The 19,656-nt window shown below is 56.1% G+C and carries 18 protein-coding genes and 1 pseudogene; 17 read left to right on the forward strand and 2 right to left on the reverse strand.

Going from position 1 to position 19,656, the window contains the following annotated elements; all coding sequences use genetic code 11:
- The first annotated feature begins 43 nt into the window (after nt 1-43).
- From ACFPQ4_RS23435 to coaD, 4 genes and pseudogenes are all read left to right on the forward strand, one after another.
- Entirely contained in the window at nt 44-352 is a 309-nt protein-coding gene (locus ACFPQ4_RS23435; RefSeq protein ID WP_378114340.1) for a head-tail connector protein, read from the forward strand.
- Nucleotides 352-504, forward strand: a complete 153-nt coding sequence (locus ACFPQ4_RS23440) for a hypothetical protein (protein ID WP_378114341.1) — start codon at nt 352-354, stop codon at nt 502-504. The genes ACFPQ4_RS23435 and ACFPQ4_RS23440 overlap by 1 nt, the downstream gene beginning before the upstream one ends.
- Before the next feature lie 475 nt (nt 505-979).
- A pseudogene (gene rsmD, locus ACFPQ4_RS23445) lies at nt 980-1,600 on the forward strand (16S rRNA (guanine(966)-N(2))-methyltransferase RsmD); the annotation flags it as partial.
- Nucleotides 1,590-2,117, forward strand: a complete 528-nt coding sequence (coaD, locus tag ACFPQ4_RS23450; protein ID WP_378114343.1) for a pantetheine-phosphate adenylyltransferase — start codon at nt 1,590-1,592, stop codon at nt 2,115-2,117. The pseudogene rsmD and the gene coaD, both read left to right, overlap by 11 nt.
- A 422-nt stretch (nt 2,118-2,539) precedes the next feature.
- On the opposite strand, the gene ACFPQ4_RS23455 is transcribed toward coaD, so the two are convergent.
- Together ACFPQ4_RS23455 and ACFPQ4_RS23460 are read right to left on the reverse strand one after the other, a co-directional pair.
- Complete coding sequence (locus tag ACFPQ4_RS23455) at nt 2,540-3,772, reverse strand: nucleoside recognition domain-containing protein (protein WP_378114345.1); 1,233 nt, start codon at nt 3,770-3,772, stop codon at nt 2,540-2,542.
- Between the two features lie 94 nt (nt 3,773-3,866).
- Nucleotides 3,867-5,102, reverse strand: coding sequence for a nucleotidyltransferase (locus ACFPQ4_RS23460; RefSeq protein WP_378114346.1), 1,236 nt, complete (start codon nt 5,100-5,102; stop codon nt 3,867-3,869).
- A 189-nt stretch (nt 5,103-5,291) separates the two neighbouring features.
- Between ACFPQ4_RS23460 and ACFPQ4_RS23465 the strand changes: the two genes are divergently transcribed.
- The 13 genes from ACFPQ4_RS23465 to ACFPQ4_RS23525 all read left to right on the forward strand — a co-directional run bounded on the left by ACFPQ4_RS23465 (nt 5,292) and on the right by ACFPQ4_RS23525 (nt 19,608).
- The gene (locus ACFPQ4_RS23465; protein ID WP_378114347.1) at nt 5,292-5,810 is read left to right on the forward strand and encodes a YceD family protein; all 519 of its coding nucleotides are present in this window, start codon (nt 5,292-5,294) and stop codon (nt 5,808-5,810) included.
- A gap of 37 nt (nt 5,811-5,847) precedes the next feature.
- Nucleotides 5,848-6,021 (forward strand): 50S ribosomal protein L32, encoded by a 174-nt coding sequence (gene rpmF / locus ACFPQ4_RS23470; protein ID WP_378114348.1) that lies wholly within the window; start codon nt 5,848-5,850, stop codon nt 6,019-6,021.
- Between the two features lie 153 nt (nt 6,022-6,174).
- On the forward strand, nt 6,175-6,744 hold the full coding sequence (fapR, locus tag ACFPQ4_RS23475; protein ID WP_378114350.1) for a transcription factor FapR: 570 nt from the start codon (nt 6,175-6,177) through the stop codon (nt 6,742-6,744).
- A gap of 15 nt (nt 6,745-6,759) precedes the next feature.
- Nucleotides 6,760-7,749, forward strand: coding sequence for a phosphate acyltransferase PlsX (gene plsX, locus ACFPQ4_RS23480; RefSeq protein ID WP_378114351.1), 990 nt, complete (start codon nt 6,760-6,762; stop codon nt 7,747-7,749).
- A gap of 9 nt (nt 7,750-7,758) precedes the next feature.
- Complete coding sequence (locus ACFPQ4_RS23485; RefSeq protein WP_378114352.1) at nt 7,759-8,745, forward strand: beta-ketoacyl-ACP synthase III; 987 nt, start codon at nt 7,759-7,761, stop codon at nt 8,743-8,745.
- 12 nt (nt 8,746-8,757) lie between these two features.
- Entirely contained in the window at nt 8,758-9,687 is a 930-nt protein-coding gene (fabD, locus tag ACFPQ4_RS23490) for an ACP S-malonyltransferase (RefSeq protein WP_378114353.1), read from the forward strand.
- Between the two features lie 46 nt (nt 9,688-9,733).
- Nucleotides 9,734-10,480: a 3-oxoacyl-[acyl-carrier-protein] reductase gene (fabG, locus tag ACFPQ4_RS23495; RefSeq protein WP_378114525.1), complete on the forward strand. Its 747-nt coding sequence runs from the start codon at nt 9,734-9,736 to the stop codon at nt 10,478-10,480.
- 139 nt (nt 10,481-10,619) lie between these two features.
- Entirely contained in the window at nt 10,620-10,853 is a 234-nt protein-coding gene (acpP, locus tag ACFPQ4_RS23500) for an acyl carrier protein (protein ID WP_378114354.1), read from the forward strand.
- Nucleotides 10,854-10,956: 103 nt separating this feature from the next.
- A complete protein-coding gene (fabF, locus tag ACFPQ4_RS23505) occupies nt 10,957-12,195 on the forward strand; it encodes a beta-ketoacyl-ACP synthase II (RefSeq protein ID WP_378114355.1) in 1,239 nt (412 codons plus the stop codon).
- A 187-nt stretch (nt 12,196-12,382) separates the two neighbouring features.
- Nucleotides 12,383-13,081, forward strand: a complete 699-nt coding sequence (rnc, locus tag ACFPQ4_RS23510) for a ribonuclease III (protein WP_378114356.1) — start codon at nt 12,383-12,385, stop codon at nt 13,079-13,081.
- 51 nt (nt 13,082-13,132) lie between these two features.
- Nucleotides 13,133-16,702, forward strand: a complete 3,570-nt coding sequence (smc, locus tag ACFPQ4_RS23515; protein ID WP_378114358.1) for a chromosome segregation protein SMC — start codon at nt 13,133-13,135, stop codon at nt 16,700-16,702.
- A gap of 34 nt (nt 16,703-16,736) precedes the next feature.
- On the forward strand, nt 16,737-17,732 hold the full coding sequence (gene ftsY / locus ACFPQ4_RS23520) for a signal recognition particle-docking protein FtsY (RefSeq protein WP_378114359.1): 996 nt from the start codon (nt 16,737-16,739) through the stop codon (nt 17,730-17,732).
- 295 nt (nt 17,733-18,027) lie between these two features.
- A complete protein-coding gene (locus ACFPQ4_RS23525) occupies nt 18,028-19,608 on the forward strand; it encodes a PucR family transcriptional regulator (protein WP_378114360.1) in 1,581 nt (526 codons plus the stop codon).
- The last annotated feature ends 48 nt before the right edge of the window (nt 19,609-19,656 follow it).

Consider the following 19,656-nt stretch of genomic DNA (forward strand, 5'->3'; position numbering starts at 1 on the left):
GCGGCGGGCTCGTCCCGCCTCCTTCCCTAGGGGGGGTTCATTCATGATTATTGAAATCGAAAAAACCAAGAGATGGCTCCGCGTCGACGGTGAACAAGATGATGACACCATCGAGATCCTCATTGGCGCAGCTGAGTCTTACTTGGCGAACGCAACTGAGGTATCGTTCGATGCAACAAATCATTTGGCAAAATTGTTTTGCTATACGCTCGTTGCCGACTGGTTCGAGAACCGTCAGCTAGGGGGCGAACCCAGCGACAAAATCAGGTTTACTATTTCGAGTATGTTGGCGCAGCTCCAGCACGGTTATAAGCCGCCTGGACAGCTTACAGAAGCGGGAGGTGAGCAATAATGGCAGAAAAGAAACCCGAGACAAAGGTTGAGCATGAAAGCATCATCTTTCGTTCTCCATCCGGGCATCGTTACGAATTGTCATTTTCCGACTCCGGAAATCCGGTGACAAAGTATCTGGAACCCGAGCCGGCGGCAAGTGATGAAAAATGAACAAATTGTACGCAAATGAAACCCATTCAATTTAAAGTATGGGTGTAATGGTTGATCAAAAAAACTAATTCAAATGAAAAGTTTTGCCCCCAATTCGCTCCCAATTGGGGATTTTTCATTTCGTACATATAAAAATTAAACCTGAAAAGCCTTGCAAATAAAGGAGTCTAAATAAAAAGTCGAGCCCCGTCTCGCGACGAGGCCCTTCATGGGAGAGGAGAAACCGGACGAAGAGCTTATGGGGAAACGTAAGTCTTCTCCGCGGTTATCCCCGACACCTCTCGGCGCCGGTACTATCATTGTGACCTAGGCGCAGGAAAATATACGTACGTGCGGAAAAATAATACGAAAAAACGGTTGTTGCGATTCTCTTGTTTTATGCGCGATCTTTTGCAAAACGGCGGATTATGGTAACATTACTGCAGCAAACGAAGGCTGAACGGCTTAACGCAACGCAGAACGATCAGGGGTTGAAAATGTGCGAGTCATTTCCGGACAAGCCAAAGGGCATCCACTCAAGGCGGTGCCAGGCAATTCTACCCGTCCGACGACGGATAAAGTGAAAGAATCGATGTTCAGCATCATCGGACCGTATTTCGACGGGGATCGCGTGTTGGACCTGTTCGCGGGTACCGGCGGGCTCGGGATCGAAGCGCTCAGCCGCGGAGCAGAACATGCGGTATTCATCGACGCGAACGCGAAGAGCATCGAAGTCATTAAGTCCAATCTGGCGTCGACGCGACTGGCTTCAAAGGCGGACGTCTATCGTAACGACGCGGGGCGGGCGCTCAAGCTGCTTGAACGCCAAGGCAAGCCGTTCGACCTGCTGTTCCTCGATCCGCCGTACGCGATGACGACTTGCGGCGAACTGCTGCTCGAAGCTGCTTCGAGAGGATTGATCGCCGATCGCGCGGTCGCTGTTGTCGAGCATCATCCGGACGTGAAATACGAAGACCGGTACGGAGGCTTCGAACGAACGAGACATGTCGTATACGGCGAGATCGCATTGTCGATCTATCGTTATGACATAGATGCCGGAGAGCAGCGGTCAGACGCCGACTTGGCAACGAAGGAGGAAGCTGCGGATGAGTCCTAAACACGCTAACCATGAACCGGAGCATCGAATCGCGGTATACCCGGGGAGTTTCGATCCGGTCACTTTCGGACATCTAGACATTATTCGCAGAGCCGCTAAGCAATTCGATCGTCTCATCGTCGCGGTGCTTAACAACACTTCGAAAAGCCCGCTGTTTAGCGTGGACGAACGAAAGGAACTGCTAGCGGACGTGACTCGCGATTTGCCTAACGTGGAAATAGACAGCTTCCGCGACTTGCTCGTGCGATATATGAGATCGCGCAGAGCGCAAGTGATCGTACGCGGAATCCGCTCCGTGACCGACTTCGAGTACGAGCTGCAAATGGCTTCGACGAACCGGCAATTGGACGAAGGCATAGAAACCGTATTTATGATGACGAACCCGAAATATTCCTATTTAAGCTCCAGCATCGTCAAGGAAATCGCCAGGTTCAGCGGGCCAGTGCAAGATCTCGTGCCGCCGGCTATCGAAGCCGCGTTACATAAGAAATTCGGCGGGGGAACGGCGAAACCGTAACTTCGTGAAAAGATCAAAAGCCGTCTCGTCAGGTCATTAACGGCCTGGGGGGCGGCTTTTCGTATTTCCGGGGAGCGCTTAGCGAGTGTTGGGAAAGTATGCGATAGGTGTGCGGACAAATTGGACGCTATTCTCGGTATTTGGCGCGGTTAGGTTGCTCGAGCGGTCATTGGAGCCTTTAATGAATGAGATAAGCGCGCAATCACCGGTGTTAAATGCAAATAGCATCCATGGTGTCCCAATCTCGTCAAAAAACGCCTAACTATTGTGATATAGGGGCGTTCATGTCCGTATGCAAGTCATGTGGGTTCAATAGACGTTGCACAATGATTACAACTTGTGCGCTAATCTGCATAGCAGATTGTTGGGGCATACCATCTAGAGTTGGGGAACAGATACTACGAAAACTATGACAAACGCACCTATTCGTCCCGCTCGCGAGGCCTCTTAGGCCGTATAAGCGCGGCGGTGAGGGCAAGGAGGATGAATATCCCGAAGCTGACGAACGCAACGGCGAGCGTGTCTGGAATGCGTTGCCAACCGTTCGGCCAAGGCGCCGAGGAAGCCCAAGCGTCAAGCGCCGGCCACCGATTCGGCCAAAGCGTATACATGAAGTCGGCGACGGGTTTGGACGTAGCGGCTAACGCGATCGGATACGTGATGAGGAGAGCCGTAGCGCCGTGAAGCAGCCGTCCGGCGATTACTCTCGCCCACGGAAACTTCGACGCGGCGCCGAACGCTGCCCGCGCCTGCAGCAAGCCGCTCCAGCCGCTCCAGGCGAGCGCGGCGGACAACAGCGCGGCGGCGTATACCGGCGCCGCCTCGAACAGCTCGGACCGGCTGCTCTCGTAAGCGCCGAGGTGCATCTCGTACAGGCCCGGCAACGCGATCCACAGGTCGCTGCCCGGAATCCAGTACGTGATGAGCCGGATCACGACCGCGCTCATCATCATAAGCCCGCCGATCGCCATCAGAGTGGCGATTGTATGCGAGACCGAGTCGGCCAGCTGCTTGCCGAACGGCCGACCGTCATCGTGGCGCGCGTCGGCCGCCGCACGAAAAGCCCGCCGGAGCAGCGCGCGAGGCTCGCGCACCGGCGACGAAGGCAGCTTCGGCGAGCGGGGCTTGGCGATTCTCGCCCACAGCATGCCGGAGAGGATCGCGGACAGCCATAGGCCGAGCGCGATCGACCATCCTAACGCCGCGGAATGCAAAAATCCGCATCCGATAACGAGAATAACGAGGAACGGGTTAGGCAGATGGGAGACGAGCAGGACGGTGTCGACGTCTCCGTCCTGCAGCATTCCGCGCTCCTTCAGCCGCGCCGCTTCCTTGGCGCCCGCGGGAATGCCCGCGGACCAGCCGAACGCGATCGCCCAGCCGGACGTGCCGGGCAGGCGGAACAAGCCGCGCGTGAGCGGCTCCGCAAGCGTCGCCAGCCCGTGAAGTAACCCGGAAGCGGCTAGCAGATCGGCTAGCATAAGGGGCGGCAGCAGACCGGGGAATACGTTCTGCCACCAAATTTGCAAACCGCTTAAAGAAGCCCGGAATGCATCCCCGGGCGAATATACGATGCCGGCGACGACGAGAAACGCCGCCGCGCCCATCAGTACGGATATGGCGGCGAAGCGCCTTCGGTGCGTAGGCTTGTCCATGGACGCAAAACTCCCCTCGGGCGGAAGTACATTACAATGTACGTCCCGAGGGGAGAGGATAGACCATCTTGTCCGATAATCGCTGGAACCCTTATCAGATGCGAATCGGCGGCTGCGTGAAGTCCCGAAGCGCATCCGAAGGGGTCGCGTCTCTGTATGCCAACGAATAGACCGCCGTCGCCCGCGCGTCGAGCGCCAAGTACGGCCAGTCTCCGCGCGCGGCGGAGTCGACGACCGGGAGCGCGGCGGCTTTGCGCATGCGCCCGAGCAGCCGCTGTCCGCGTTCGGTGAAACCGAGCACGCGGATATAGCTCACGCCTTGGGCCAACCGTTCCGGAGCCAGTAGTTCCTTGCTATGGCCAAGCAACACCCTTAGCAACGTCCGCTGTAGCTTCGTGCGCGTGTAACGTTTGGTCTTGAGCGCATCCAGCAGCGCTTCGACCGTAAACGCGTCAACCTCGGAGAGGGCGTCGCGCATGCGATGCTCCAACCCTTCCGAGACTTCCGCGTACGAGCCCAATACGGCGGAATCCAGGCTGAACAATTGGTGAACTAGCGGACGCGCGAAGTTTTCCCATTGGATCGGCGCTCTGCCGGCCTCGAACTCCCGACGCAGCAAATCGATCGTCGACTCCGGCACGTATGGGGCGATCTCCTCGAGCGATCCTGCTTCGCCTAGCAGCAATTTCCGTAGGGCGGTCGCGCTTGCAATGCGAACGTCGGTAATGTCGGCTTGATTGTACTCGGACTTCTCGCGTCGGAGACTATGGGGGACGATTCGGCTCTTTAGCTTCCGCAAAGCGATTAAATAATGCAAACCAAGCGTATGATTAGGTTGTTCCAGCGAGAACGCGAGATGCTCTAATCCCGCGCCTCTCAAATAAGCTTGAGCGGACTGCGTGAATGCCGAAGGATAAGGCATGCCCTTCTTCAAATAGACCGCTAGCTCATCCGCGAACGGCAGCGGTTCCTCGGCTAACAGCGCGGCCATCGCGTCCAATGCCGCTACGTCTCCGCTCTCGCTGCCGAAACAGAGCGAATCGACGACGCCGGTCGCCTCCAGCGTGGCGATCGCGCCGTAAGCGAACCACTGCGCAGGCTGGGCGCTATAAGCGACCGGCAGCTCCAGCACGAGGTCGCACCCGGCGCGCAGCGCCATCTCGGCGCGGGCCCATTTATTCGCGAGCGCGGGCTCTCCGCGCTGCAGGAAGTTTCCGCTCATGACGGCGACTACTTCGTCCGCTCCCGTTATTTTCCGCGATTGCTGTAAATGATAGAGATGACCGTTGTGAAGCGGATTATATTCTACGACTACGCCTACGGTTGACATCGCGGGCTCCTTTGAGGCCATAATGGTAATGCTTGTCTGCCACAATATAACACGGTCGGGCAGATAAGAGAAACAACACCCGCCGGAAGGCTTGTCAAGCCTGTCGTACAAAGTTTAGCTACGCTGAAATTGTTGACAAATGCCCTTGAAACTCGATATAATAATTTTTGTTTGTTTGGAGTGATATCATTGTTGCTTAACGTACAAGAAGTCGTAGCTCGGCAACTGCCGGTTCATTTGAAAGGAACGCTCGACGCGGCAGAAGTTTTTCGCGGCAATGCGGAATACGTTCCGCTTAGTCCGATCGAATTCACGCTCACCGCTCAGCCGGTCGATAATCTCATTATCGTGTCCGGACAGCTTTCCTGCAACGTACGCACGCAATGCTCGCGCTGTCTGGAGTCGACCGAAGAGCACATTAGCCTTCCGTTTGAAGTGCAACTGCGCATGAAGGAAGATTCCGAAGCAGAGTTCGATGAAGATGACGAAGCCATTCCGGTACCCGGCGAACGCATCGATCTAACGCCATTTCTGGTGGAGGAATTGGTCGTTCAACTGCCTTACGCGCCCCTATGCAAAGAAGATTGCAAAGGACTGTGCCCGGAATGCGGTGCGAATCGAAATGAACAATCGTGCGGCTGCAATACGGTGGCGATCGACCCTCGTCTTGCGGCGCTACAAGATTGGTTTAAACCCCAGCAAGAGTAGTCTGTAGGCTTAGGACTCTGATAAGGAGGTGGGAACAATGGCAGTACCTTTTGGAAAGACATCGAAATCCCGCAAAAACAAGCGTCGCACGCATTTCAAATTGGTAGTTCCAGGCATGGTGAAATGTGAAAACTGCGGCGAACTGAAATTGGCGCACCGCGTTTGCAAAGTTTGCGGTACGTACAAGGCTCGCGAAGTTATCAAGCAATAATGCTTAAGCGCGTCAGGTGCGGCGGCGGAGAGACGTTATCGGCCAACATTGGACGAGACGGACGTTCTCCTCGTTGCATCCGGGCGCGTTTTTCTTTATACTCTTTTTGGCACCAGGTATTAAAGGCTATCTACAAAGAAAGCGGTGTTGAACGTGGAACGGCTTCCCAAAAGACAGCGTCATCAGGAGCTTAGCCGGCTGCTGGACGAAAACCCTTTCCTCACCGACCGGGAGCTGACGCGGTTACTGAAAGTCAGCATTCAAACGATTCGATTAGACCGTTTGGAGCTTGCCATACCCGAGCTTCGGGAAAGACTAAAGCTAATGGCGGAGCGTTCGCACGATTCGGTACGTTCGTTGCCGTTGCACGAAGTCATTGGAGATATCGTCGATCTGCAGCTCGACAAGAGCGGCATTTCGCTGTTCGAAATGAACGAAGAGCACGTTTTTTCCCGCAGCGGCATCGCCCGTGGACATCACGTGTTCGCGCAAGCGAATTCGCTTGCCGTCGCGGTCATCAACGACGAGATCGCGCTGACGGCGTCCGCGGATATCCGGTTCGTCCGTTCGGTTCGGCTTGGCGAGAAGTGTATCGCGAAGGCGTACGTTAGATCGAGCGGCGGGCAAAAGGCGAAGGTAGAAGTATTTACATACGTTGGCGAAGAGATGGTTTTCCAAGGCAATTTCGTCATTTACCGGTCCGCGGGGGAATCGAAAACATAAGAGGAGTGACCTTCAATGCGGATTGCGATAGATGCAATGGGCGGAGATCACGCGCCCCATGCGCAAGTCGAAAGCGCGCTGGCGGCGGCAGCCGAATGGCCGGACACGCAGCTTATTTTAGTAGGCAAGCCTGAGATTCTGACGCCTCTGCTCGGCTCGAAAGTGCCGTCGAACGTGACGATCGAGCCTGCCGAAGAAGTCATCGAAAACGACGACGAGCCGGTGAGGGCGGTAAGACGCAAGTCGAATTCCTCGATGGTCGTCGCCGGTCGAATGGTGAAGGAAGGTAGAGCGGACGCCATGATCTCCGCGGGCAATACCGGCGCGTTAATGGCCGTCGGCTTATTGCTACTCGGACGGCTCAATGGCATCGATCGCCCCGGCTTAGCGCCGATGTTTCCTTCCTTGGACAACGTAGGCGTGCTTGCGCTCGACATGGGCGCGAATATGGACGCCAAACCCGAGCACCTGTTACAATACGCCCTGATGGGAACCATTTATAGAGAAAAAGTGCACGGCATCCGCAAGCCGAGCGTCGGTCTGCTGAACGTAGGCACCGAGCAGGCCAAAGGGAACGAATTGACGAAGGCGGCTTACGACTTACTGGAGCAAGCGCCCATCCATTTCGTAGGGAATATCGAAGCGCGGGACGTGCTTAGACATAAGTGCGACGTTATCGTGTGCGACGGCTTTTCCGGCAACATCATGCTTAAGGCGTTCGAAGGCGCGGCGTCGTCGATTTTCTCGCTGTTGCGCGAGGAGCTCATGTCGTCGTTCAAGTCGAAAATAGCCGCCGCGATCTTGAAGCCGAGCTTCCGCCGCGTAAGAGACCGGATGGACTACAACGAATACAACGGGGCGCCTTTGCTCGGCGTTAACGGTCTTGTCGTGAAAGGGCACGGTTCTTCCGACGCCAAAGCGATGAAGACGGCGATCCGGCATACGCGCACGGCAATCGGCAACGGTCTGATCGCGGCATTGACCGAAGAATTCAGCGGAAAGTGAGCGAATCCCATGAAAGACAAGTCCGTGGGCATTCTCGGAACGGGCAAGTACACGCCCGATAACCGGTTAACGAATGCGCAACTGGAACAAATAGTAGAAACGAACGACGAATGGATCGTCACGATGACCGGCATCAAGGAGAGAAGGATCGTCGCGGAAGGACAAGCTACGTCCGACTTGGCTTACGAGGCGTCGGTACGCGCGATGAAGGCTGCGGGCGTTACGGCCGACCAGATCGATCTCATTATCGTGGCGACGATAACGCCTGATATGTTCTTCCCTTCGACGGCTTGCTTGCTTCAAGAGAAGCTCGGCGCGAAGAGGGCGGCAGCGTACGATTTGTCCGCTGCATGCTCCGGATTCATTTATGCTATCGCGAGCGCGACCGGATTCATCAAGATGGGCATGTACAAGCACGTGCTCGTCGTCGGGGCGGAATCGTTGTCGCGGATTACGGATTATACCGACCGCAATACGTGCATTCTGTTCGGTGACGGCGCCGGCGCGGTCGTGCTCGGCGAAGTGCCGGAAGGTCGCGGGTTCAAATCGTTCGAGCTTGGGGCCGACGGCTCCGGCGGAGAATTGCTTCGCATCTGCGGCGGCGGTTCTCGCCAGCCTTCCTCGGAGCAATCGGTGGCGGAGCGCCGCCATTTCATCGAGATGAACGGCCGCGAGGTGTTCAAGTTCGCCGTCCGCATTATGGGCAACGCGGCGGAAGAGGCGCTTGCCAAAGCCGGTCTCACGAAGGAAAACATCGATCTGCTCATCCCGCACCAAGCGAATATCCGCATCATTCAATCCGCGCTCGATCGCTTGGATTTGACGAGAGACAAATGCATGGTCAATATCGATAAATACGGCAATATGTCCGCGGCGTCGATCCCGGTCGCGTTGGCCGAAGCGGTCGAAGAAGGACGCGTCAAAGAAGGCGACTGCCTCGTGTTCGTCGGTTTCGGCGGCGGTTTGACTTGGGGCGCGTCCGTGTTGATCTGGTAGGAGGGAATAAAGTTGGGTAAAATCGCATTCGTATTTCCCGGCCAAGGCGCGCAAGCGGTAGGCATGGGGCGCGATGCTTACGAGAGCAGCGAGGCCGCGCGCGATATTTACGATCGTGCCGACGAGGCACTCGGGTTCTCGATCAGCAAGCTGAGCTTCGAAGGTCCGGAAGAGCAGCTTCGTCAGACGGCGAACACGCAGCCCGCGTTGCTCGCGACAAGCGTGGCGCTTCTGGAAGCGTTCAAATCGCAAGGCGTGCGTCCGGATTACGTCGCGGGTCACTCCCTCGGCGAATACAGCGCGCTAGTCGCGGCTGGCGTACTTGCTTTCGAAGACGCGATCCGTCTCGTGCGCGCTCGCGGTCAATTTATGGAGCAAGCCGTTCCGAGCGGTAAAGGCGCTATGGCGGCCGTTCTCGGCGCGGATCGCGAACCGCTCGCTGCGCTATGTGCGGACATTACGTCCACGGCGGGGCTCGTCGAGCTCGCTAACGTCAACTGTCCGGGGCAGATCGTCGTCTCCGGTTCGGCCGAAGGCGTAGCCGAAGTGGTCGCGCGCGGCAAAGAAGCCGGAGCGAAGAGAGTCATTCCGCTTGAAGTGAGCGGACCTTTCCACTCCAGCCTTATGCAACCGGCAGCCGACGCGCTATCGTCGGAGCTTGCCAAAGTAAACTTCGGCGAAGCATCCGTACCGGTCGTCGCGAACGTCCACGCTAAGCCTGTTACTTCCGGCGAAGAGCTGCGCAAGCTGCTTGTGGATCAAGTGGTGTCGCCCGTGCAATGGGAAGATACGGTTAAATGGTTGATCTCTGAAGGCGTCGACACGTTCTACGAGATCGGTTCCGGCACCGTATTGGCAGGCTTGATCAAGAAGGTCGACAAATCCGTTCAGGTCGTCGCGGTGAACACTTCGGCTGCCGCGGCGGGTGCAGTTGCGCAATAAGACGCAATAGGCAACAATGGATGAGAGGGGGAGTGGAACGATGGCTATGTGGGACTTGAATGGCAAAAGCGCGCTCGTCACCGGCGCTTCCCGCGGAATCGGCCGCGCGATCGCGATCGGACTGGCGGAAGCCGGCGCCGACGTGGCGGTCAACTACTCGGGCAGCGAAGCTGCGGCGGCGGAAACCGTCCAGGCGATCGAGGCGCTCGGCCGCAAGGCGATCATGATCAAGGCGAACGTCGGGAAATCCGCGGAATTCGACGAGATGCTGGCCAAGACGCTCGAAGCGTTCGGCAAAGTGGACATTCTCGTGAATAATGCCGGCATTACCCGTGACAACCTAATCATGCGTATGAAAGAAGAAGATTTCGACGAAGTTATCGAGACGAACCTCAAAGGCGTGTTTAACGGAATCAAAGCCGTAACGCGTCCGATGATGAAGCAGCGTTCCGGCCGCATCATTAATATTTCGTCCGTCGTAGGCGTGCTCGGCAATGCCGGACAAGCGAACTACGTCGCCGCGAAAGCGGGCGTCATCGGCCTCACGAAATCCGCGGCCAAGGAATTGGCTACGCGCGGCATTACCGTTAACGCGGTCGCGCCGGGATTCATCGTGTCGGATATGACGGATAAACTTCCGGAAGAAGCCCGTACTAAGATTTTGACCGAAATTCCGCTCGGCCGGATGGGCCGCCCGGAAGATATCGCGGCCGCCGTCGTCTATCTGGCGTCGGAAGCCGCATCGTATATGACCGGTCAAACGATCCACGTAGACGGCGGAATGTACATGTAAGATCCGAACTTTGCACGGTACCCGTAGGGCGCGTATGGAACGTGATGCGCGATAGCGTGCCTAGGACATTGATTTGCGCGATAGCATGCTGGATTTTTGTCCATGATTCACGTATAATACGTTAAGGGAGGTGAACCGGATGTCCGATGTACAAGAGCGCGTAAAACGCATCGTTATCGAACGCCTGGGAGTTGAAGAGGCGGAAGTAACCGCCGAAGCATCCTTCAAAGACGACTTAGGCGCTGACTCTCTCGATGTGGTAGAACTCGTAATGGAACTCGAAGACGAATTCGACTTGGAGATTTCAGACGAGGATGCAGAGAAGATCACAACGGTGGGAGAAGTCGTAAAATACATACAATCTCATACGTAATGATCGAAACCGGGTCCCGTTATCCTAACGGGACTTCTCCACATTCATGAGTCTATTCCGATGTGGAGCAGACGACTGAAATACCCTGAAGAGGTGAATCTGTTTGAAACACCGCGTGGTGGTTACCGGTATGGGAGTCGTTACGTCTCTCGGATCCGATTTACCTACGTTATGGAATAACTTGCTGGCCGGCAAATCCGGCATTAGCCAGATCGAAGCGTTCGATACATCCGAATATACGACGAAGATCGCTGCCGAAATCAAGGATTTCGATCCTTCCGTCTATATCGACAAAAAAGATTTGCGAAAGATGGACCGATTCGTCCAATTCGGCGTGGCGGCGAGCAAAATGGCCGTCCAAGACGCGGGTCTCGTCATTGGCGAGAACGCGGATCCCGAGAAGGTCGGCGTTGTCGTCGGCTCGGGTATCGGTGGTCTCGGCACTTGGGAAGACCAGCATACGATCCTGTTGAACAAAGGTCCTCGTCGCGTTAGCCCGTTCTTCATCCCTATGATGATCGCAAACATGGCCAGCGGCCAAGTTTCGATGATTACCGGAGCGAAAGGTCCGAATACGGCTGCCGTATCGGCTTGCGCGACCGGAACGCATTCGATCGGCGATTCGTTCAAGATGATTCAACGCGGCGACGCCGACGTTATGATCTGCGGCGGCGCGGAAGCGACGATCCGTCCGATCGGCATGGCGGGCTTCTGCTCGATGAGAGCGATGAGCACGCGCAACGACGAGCCCGAAAAGGCGAGCAGACCGTTCGACGTCGACCGCGACGGATTCGTTATGGGCGAAGGCTCCGGCGTTATGATTCTTGAATCGCTAGAGCATGCCAAAGCGCGCGGAGCACGCATTTATGCGGAAATTATCGGTTACGGCATGAGCGGCGATGCTTACGACATGGTCGAGCCGGATCCGGAAGGCGCGGCTCGCAGCATGAACAAAGCGATCAAGGACGCGGGCATCGAGCCCTCGGAAGTCGATTATATTAACGCGCACGGAACGTCGACGCCGGTCGGGGACAAATCCGAGACGACGGCGATCAAGAAAGTGTTCGGCGAGCATGCTTACAAGCTTGCCGTCAGCTCCACGAAGTCGATGACCGGGCATTTGCTCGGCGCAGCCGGCGGCGTGGAAGCCGTCATCGTAGGTCTTACGCTGAAGCATGGCGTAATTCCTCCGACCGCAAACCTCGACAATCAGGATCCGGAATTGGATCTGGATTTTGTTCCGAACAAACCACGCACGGCGGACGTGAAAGTAGCGTTATCCAACTCGTTCGGATTCGGCGGGCATAATGCTACGATCATTTTGCGCAAATACGAAGCTTAAAAGAAACCTAAATGAGCGCGTTCGATGGAATAATGAAACACCCTTATGCAAAAAAGGAACTTAAATTAGCGCGTGAACGTCGACGCAGGCGGCTTATGCCGCCTGCGTCGGTCTTTTTATACGAGTAACCGATGGATGACTGAAGCCTATTCGGGCCAAACTCTCGCTATTGGATCGGGGTGACAACATGAGTGATAGTTTTGATCAACTTCAGGAACGAACTAAGATCTCGTTTCGCAACGTCTCGCTACTGAAGCAGGCATTCACGCACACTTCCTACGTGAACGAACAGAAAGGCGCCCGTCTTCCGGATAACGAAAGGCTGGAGTTTCTCGGCGATGCGGTGCTGCAACTGACCGTATCGGAATATTTGTATCGACTGTATCCGGATCGTCCGGAAGGGGAGCTTACGAAGCTGAGAGCCAGCATCGTCTGCGAACCGTCGCTTGTCCGTTTTGCCGAGGCGCTCGATTTCGGGCAAGTCGTGATGCTCGGCAAAGGGGAGGAGCAAACGGGCGGCCGTACTCGGCCGTCTTTGCTGGCGGACGCTTTCGAAGCGTTCGTAGGCGCGCTCTACTTAGACCAGGGATTAGTCGTCGTACGCAAATTTTTGGAACGCCATCTATTCTCGCAGCTTCCCGAAGACGGCGAGTCTCAGCGCAAGGACTTCAAGACGGAGCTTCAAGAGAAAGTACAGCAGCTGGCGATGGGGCCGCTCGATTACCGGATCATGGAAGAGCGGGGACCCGCGCACGACCGCGAATTCGTAGCCGTCGTCGTCATCGGCAAGCAGCGTCTCGGCAAAGGGGCAGGGCGTTCGAAGAAGGAAGCGGAGCAACAGGCCGCGTCTCAAGCGCTGCGCCTCTTGCTGAAGCAAGAGGATTAAATATCGAAGTTTGTTTCAAGACCGACCGACTCGAGAGGAGTAATTATCCTTATGTTTTTGAAAAGAATCGAGCTGACCGGGTTTAAGTCGTTCGCGGACCGAACCGAGCTGGAATTCGTTCGCGGAATTACCGCCGTCGTCGGACCGAACGGAAGCGGCAAGAGCAATATTTCCGACGGCATTCGTTGGGTACTCGGCGAACAGAGCGCCAAGTCGCTCCGCGGAGGCAATATGCAAGATATTATTTTCGCTGGTAGCGACTCCCGTAAGGCGGTTAACTTCGGCGAAGTTTCTTTGACGTTGGACAATGCGGATAAAGCGCTTCCACTCGATTTCAGCGAAGTGACGGTCACTCGCCGGGTACATCGCAACGGGGATAGCGAATATTTAATTAACAAACAGCCGTGCCGGCTGAAAGATATTACCGAATTGTTCATGGATACGGGGATCGGTCGGGAAGCTTATTCGATCATCGGACAAGGGCGGATCGAGGAGATTTTGAGTACGCGTTCGGAAGACCGCCGCGGTATCTTCGAGGAAGCTTCGGGCATCGTCAAGTACAAAAGCCGCAAGAAGGAAGCGCAGAAGAAGCTCGAGGATACCGAGAACAATTTGCTACGGATTCACGATCTGGTCAGCGAGCTCGACGCTCAAATCGAACCGCTGAAAGAACAATCGGCGAAAGCCGAAACGTACAAACAGCTGAAGGACGACCTGAAAAGTAAAGAAATCGCGGTGTACGTCCATCAGATCGAAGGTGTACATACGTCTTGGACGCAGACGAACGAACGTCTGGCGTCGCTTAAGGACGAGCAGACGTCGTTGTCTACGTTCGTCAGCAAGCACGACGCGTTGCTAGAGGAAGAGCGCCAGGCGCTGCAACGTTTGGAGGAAATCCTCGAGAAGCTGCAGGACGAACTTCTCCATTGCAGCGAAGAAACCGAGAAGTCCGAAGGCTACGGCGAGCTTCTTAACGAGCGGCGCGCGAATTTGGAGCGCAACCGCGAAGGCTTGGCGCAGTCTATCGCTACCGCTACGGAGCGTCAATCGGAAGCGGCGGCCGAAGCGGACGGCTTCAAGGGCAAGCGCGAAAGCTTGGACGTTGAGCTCGCGCAGTTGAAGTCGAAGCTTGCTTCCGAGGAAGAGAAGCTAGCGCTGGCGGACGGCAGCACGGAAGCCGAGGAACGGCTGAAGGCGGAGCTGTTCGATACGCTTAACGCGATGGCGCAAGCCCGCAACGATATTCGTTACGGGGAAGGCCAACGAGAAGTGCTCGAGCGTAGAGTATCCCGGATCGCCGAAGAGGAAGCGCGGCTAGCGCAGCAGCATCAAGGGCTAAGCGAGAAGCGCGCGTCGCTCGACGAGCGGTTCGCTGCGGTATCCGCGGCGCTTGAGGATGTACGCAACAAGTACGTCTCCGAAGGCGCGCGTTCCGCCGAGCTTCAGCGGAAAATCGAGGAGGCGCAATTGGCCGTACGCCGCTTCGACCAGAAGCGCGACGCGCTCGTTTCCCGCCGCGATACGATCAAAGAACTGCAAGACGACTACGACGGTTTCCAGCATGGCGTTCGCGAAGTTTTGAAAGCATCCAAGCGCAGCAATTTGCACGGCGTGCATGGCGCCGTCGCGGAACTCGTGAGCGTGCCGGCTCACCTGGAGACGGCAGTCGAGACCGCATTAGGCGGGGCGCTTCAACATATCGTCATGGAAGACGAGAAATGCTCCCGGGCGGCGATCGCTTACTTGAAGCAACGGCAATCCGGGCGCGCGACTTTCTTGCCGCTCGACGTCATCCGTCCGCGCACGTTGCCGGATAGCGACAGACGTCAGCTCGAGCAGGCTGAAGGGTTTATCGGAGTCGCATCCGAGTTGGTCGGCTCCGAGCCGAAGTATGCGGCTATCGTCAGCAGCATGTTAGGCAACGTACTTATTTCCGAGACGCTAGAACAAGCTAACCGAATCGCGTCTCGCTTGCAATATCGTTATCGCGTCGTGACGCGGGATGGCGACATCGTCAACGCGGGCGGTTCGATGACGGGCGGCGCGATGCAGAAGAAGTCTTCGAGCTTGCTCGGCCGCCAGCGGCAGCTAGACGACTTGGCGCGCGAAATCGCGGAAGCCGAATCGGCTCAAACGTTGGCGCGAACGGAAGTCGACGATCTAAAGAAGGCGGTCGCTCAAGTGTCGCGCAATATCGAACTGTTGCGTGACCAAGGAGAGAAAGAGCGGCTTAACGAACAACAAGTCGCGGCGGAGCGTCAGCAGCTGCGACAGGAAGAGAAGCAGCTCGAAGAGCAGCAAGCCGCACTTGCGATGGAGAAGGCGGCGTTCGACGCGGAAGCGGGCAATTTGTCCGCGACGCGCGAAGAGGCGGATGCCAGACTCGCCGCGCTCGTGCTCGAGGAAGAGCAAATTCAAGCCCGCATTCGCGAGGCCGAGGAGCTTCGCCGTCGCAGCGCAAGCGCGAAGGAAGAGCTGCAGTCGTCACTTACGGATCTTAAGATCGCGATCGCGCGTCTTGAGCAAGATCGCGGAGCGACCGAGGAGCAAGCGGTGCGGGTGCGCGCGGAGCTGGCGAGGTTAACGGCCGAGCTGAAGCAACTGCATGAGACGCTAACCCAGAATGCGGAAGAAGCTACGCGAAACGATGAACAGCTTGTCCAGCAGAAGGAACGACTGAACGAATTGCGCATCCAGAAAAAGCAGTTGACCGAGACGATCGAGTTCAAGCGCGCGGATCGCGCCGAGAAGCATCGCGATCTCGAGCGCAAGGAAGGCGAGACGAGAGATCAACGGTCGAAGCTGCGTACGGTAGAGGAAGGCTTGCGTCAAGCCGAAATCGCCGTTAACCGGATGGACGTCGAGCTCGACAACTTGCTCCGCAAGCTGACCGAGGAATACGAGCTCGGTTTCGAGCTGGCGAAGGCGAGATATCCGGTTCCGGAAGATATCGTCGCTACCCAGAACGAAGTTCGCGACATGAAACGTAAAATTACCGCGCTAGGCGACGTTAACTTGGGCGCGATCGAGGAGTTTAAACGCGTATTCGAGCGCTACCAATTCCTGTCCGAGCAAGAGAACGACTTGATCGAAGCGAAGACGAAGCTGCACGGCATTATCCGCGAAATGGACGAGGAAATGTCCAAGCGGTTCCGCACGACGTTCGAGGAAATCCGCAAGCATTTCGTCGTCGTCTTTTCCCGGATGTTCGGCGGCGGACGCGCGGATCTTATCTTGAGCGAGCCGGATAAGCCGCTCGATACCGGTATCGATATCGTCGCGCAGCCGCCGGGCAAGAAGCTGCAAAACTTGCAATTGCTCTCCGGCGGCGAACGAGCCCTGACGGCGATCGCGCTGCTGTTCGCGATTTTGAACGTGAAGCCGGTGCCGTTCTGCGTGCTCGACGAAGTCGAAGCCGCGCTCGACGAAGCGAACGTTACGCGTTACGCGCAGTACATGCGCGAGTTTTCGGATTCGACGCAGTTCATCGTCGTTACCCACCGCAAAGGCACGATGGAAGAAGCCGATGTCCTGTACGGCGTGACGATGGAAGAAGGCGGCGTATCGAAGCTGGTATCCGTAAGGCTCGAAGATTCGGAAGAGATGACCGCGACGGCTTAACAATGAACGAGCGATAGGTTGGAGGAAAGTACCGATGAGTTTTTTCAAGAAACTGAAGGAAGCGATCTCTTCCAAGACGGAAGCGGTCACTAGCAAGTTCATCGGCGGGCTTGCGAAAACCCGCGACGCGTTCGGCAAAGTAGGAGAGCTGTTCCTGCGCCGCAAAAAAATCGACGAGGCGTTCTTCGAGGAATTGGAAGAAATTTTGATCGGCGCGGACGTCGGCGTCAATACGGTCATGGCCCTCATCGACGAGCTGCGTGCCGAAGTGAAGAAACGCAAAATCGAAGAAGCATCCGAGCTTCAGCCGATACTGTCGGAGAAGCTGGTCGAGATGCTGCGAGGCTCCGGCGAAGACGCGGGATTGCGCAGCAATCCTAACGGCATTACGGTCATTTTGTTCGTCGGCGTGAACGGCGTCGGCAAGACGACGACGATCGGCAAGCTCGCGTGGCGTTACAAGCAGCAAGGCAAAAACGTACTGCTAGCGGCAGGCGATACGTTCCGCGCAGGGGCGATCGAACAGCTGGAGGTATGGGGGCAACGCGTAGGCGTCGATGTCATCAAGCAGCACTCGGGCTCCGATCCGGCAGCGGTCATGTTCGACGCGGTGCAGGCGGCTAAGCAACGCAATGTGGACGTCCTCATCTGCGATACGGCCGGACGGCTGCAGAACAAGGTGAACCTGATGGAGGAGCTGTCCAAAATCCATCGGGTCATCCAGCGCGAAATTCCCGGCGCTCCGCACGAGACGTTGCTTGTGCTGGACGCGACGACGGGACAGAACGCGCTATCTCAAGCTAAGCTTTTCGGCGAGAAGAGCGGCGTGACGGGCCTTGTGCTCACGAAGCTGGACGGCACGGCGAAAGGCGGCATCGTTATCGCGATTCGCAATGAGCTGGAGCTGCCGGTTAAGTTCGTCGGGCTCGGCGAGAAGATGGACGATTTGCAGGAGTTCGATGCCGACCAGTTCGTGCACGCGCTGTTCGCCGGACTCGTCCAGAACGAGTCGGCGGAAGAGAATACGTAAGCATAAGAAGTAGCGATTGACGAAGCCAGCCTGAATAGGGCTGGTTTTTGTCGTTTTCACCGATAAACTACGCTAACTTTCGCACCTATTTTTCGTGAAGGATTCATATTTTTAGGATAGTAGGAGTTAGGATTTTCGTTGCGGCGATGGGGAATCGATTGAATTTTTGTTAGAATACCTAACGTAATATATTGCATTAAAACAAATTTACATCTAAAATGTTATATATAATTACATAGAAGTCACATATCTTGATCTAAAAGAACGTGGAGCTTGCGTAGAGGGGGTGGGGCCGATGTATCTTACCGTTGAACAAGCGTTGTCCGTCTATCCGCTATCGGAAGGAAAGCTAATCGCCGGCAACAACGGCGTGAACCGCATCGTCAAATCCGTCAACGTCATGGATGCGCCCGATATTAGCGACTGGATCAAAGAAGGCGAAATGCTGTTCACGACCGCCTACTTGATCAAAGACCAACCGCGGGAAGCGGCCGCTTTGCTCGATAAGCTGCACGCAAGCGGCTCTGCTGGCCTTGGCATTAAGCTTGGAAGATTTTGGAGCGCTATCCCGGAGGAGCTCGTCGACCGGGCTAACGAGCTAGGGTTTCCGCTCATCGAGCTTCCTTACCAGTTCACGTTCTCCGATCAAATGAACGGCTTGTTCCATGCGGAAATGAAGAAAAACACCGGCATGCTGCAGGAGGTGCTGGATAAGCAAATCCGGCTCATGCGGCTGGCGCTTCAATCGGATGCGATCGGGCAATTGTTCGAAGCCATCTCGTCCATTATCGGGGATCCGATCGCGATTATCGGGTCCCGCGGACAAATCGTCTATAACGCCTCCCAGGTGCCGGACGACGAATTGTTGCTGCGCGAGCCTTGGTCGCCGTACGCCAAATGGGTAAAAAAGAGGTCTTGGCAAGCATACAGCGTGCCTCTAATGAAGCAGGAGCAGTGCACGGGCTACACGTTGTTTTTTACGCCTCAGCTGTATTTGACTTCGGTCGAAGAAAGTTTGTACGTCCAAGCGGCGGAACTTATTGCTTATCATCTGAACTTTAATTACGAAGATTATTTCGAGCTGTCGCTGCAAAAAGATTTCGGCAGATTGCTTTTGCGGAATTTGAAGCAAGGGCTTCCGATCGATGCGGTCAACGATTACGCGTCGCGCTGGGAGATCGATCTTTTGAAACAGCCTTATCGGCTCGCGTTGACCGATTTTCCGTCGGAGACGCAAGGCGCGGCTAGGCAAGAGAAGCTGGACTGCCTGAAACGTCAATTTCTCGGCCACCGCTTGATTCAAGAGCTTAAAGGCGTACATCTGGTGCTGGACGAGGGCGTATTGTCGCTCTACCCGGCAGAAGTTGAAGACGGCGGAGAACGATTGCTGACGGCGCTCGACGCGTGTCTGTCAGTCAAAGGACAGAACACCGCGATGCCGCGCGTCGCGATCAGCGGCAGCAAGTCGAAGCCGGAGCAGCTGGCCGAAGCGTTCGAAGAGTGCAAGGAGACGCATCGCCTCGCGCTCGATTGGGGGATGAACGAGTCGTATTTAAAATTCGAGACGCTCGATTTGGCTTTTGTTTTCGAATCGGTGCCGAAGGAACGGATGCGGAAATATTGCGACCGATGGTTGGGCGGCTTGCTTGGCAAAGATCCCGAGTACGTACAGGAAATGATGCGCACGCTCGAGACGTATTTGGACAACGACGGCCAGCTTAACGAGACGGCCAAGCGGATGTTCATTCACCGCAATACGGCGACTTACCGGATCGAGAAGCTGGGCGAGCTGCTCGACGTCGATTTCAAGCGAATCGACGATTTGCTAAGGCTCAAGATGGCGTTCTTATTCCGCCGGCTGCTCAGCCGAAGTTAAGTAAGTCTGAAAGGTCGCTGTAAGCGAAAAAAGAGGCTGTGGCCGAAG

Origin of the sequence: Cohnella yongneupensis (assembly GCF_042655785.1) — a bacterium.
Taxonomy (GTDB): domain Bacteria; phylum Bacillota; class Bacilli; order Paenibacillales; family Paenibacillaceae; genus Cohnella; species Cohnella yongneupensis.

What these genes read in the sequence shown, in the direction of transcription:
- ACFPQ4_RS23435 (WP_378114340.1), top strand. Translation starts at nt 44, where the DNA reads ATGATTATTGAAATCGAAAAAACCAAGAGATGGCTCCGCGTCGACGGT.
- ACFPQ4_RS23440 (WP_378114341.1), top strand. Translation starts at nt 352, where the DNA reads ATGGCAGAAAAGAAACCCGAGACAAAGGTTGAGCATGAAAGCATCATC.
- coaD (WP_378114343.1), top strand. Translation starts at nt 1,590, where the DNA reads ATGAGTCCTAAACACGCTAACCATGAACCGGAGCATCGAATCGCGGTA.
- ACFPQ4_RS23455 (WP_378114345.1), bottom strand. Translation starts at nt 3,772, where the DNA reads ATGGACAAGCCTACGCACCGAAGGCGCTTCGCCGCCATATCCGTACTG.
- ACFPQ4_RS23460 (WP_378114346.1), bottom strand. Translation starts at nt 5,102, where the DNA reads ATGTCAACCGTAGGCGTAGTCGTAGAATATAATCCGCTTCACAACGGT.
- rpmF (WP_378114348.1), top strand. Translation starts at nt 5,848, where the DNA reads ATGGCAGTACCTTTTGGAAAGACATCGAAATCCCGCAAAAACAAGCGT.
- plsX (WP_378114351.1), top strand. Translation starts at nt 6,760, where the DNA reads ATGCGGATTGCGATAGATGCAATGGGCGGAGATCACGCGCCCCATGCG.
- ACFPQ4_RS23485 (WP_378114352.1), top strand. Translation starts at nt 7,759, where the DNA reads ATGAAAGACAAGTCCGTGGGCATTCTCGGAACGGGCAAGTACACGCCC.
- fabG (WP_378114525.1), top strand. Translation starts at nt 9,734, where the DNA reads ATGTGGGACTTGAATGGCAAAAGCGCGCTCGTCACCGGCGCTTCCCGC.
- acpP (WP_378114354.1), top strand. Translation starts at nt 10,620, where the DNA reads ATGTCCGATGTACAAGAGCGCGTAAAACGCATCGTTATCGAACGCCTG.
- rnc (WP_378114356.1), top strand. Translation starts at nt 12,383, where the DNA reads ATGAGTGATAGTTTTGATCAACTTCAGGAACGAACTAAGATCTCGTTT.
- smc (WP_378114358.1), top strand. Translation starts at nt 13,133, where the DNA reads ATGTTTTTGAAAAGAATCGAGCTGACCGGGTTTAAGTCGTTCGCGGAC.
- ftsY (WP_378114359.1), top strand. Translation starts at nt 16,737, where the DNA reads ATGAGTTTTTTCAAGAAACTGAAGGAAGCGATCTCTTCCAAGACGGAA.
- ACFPQ4_RS23525 (WP_378114360.1), top strand. Translation starts at nt 18,028, where the DNA reads ATGTATCTTACCGTTGAACAAGCGTTGTCCGTCTATCCGCTATCGGAA.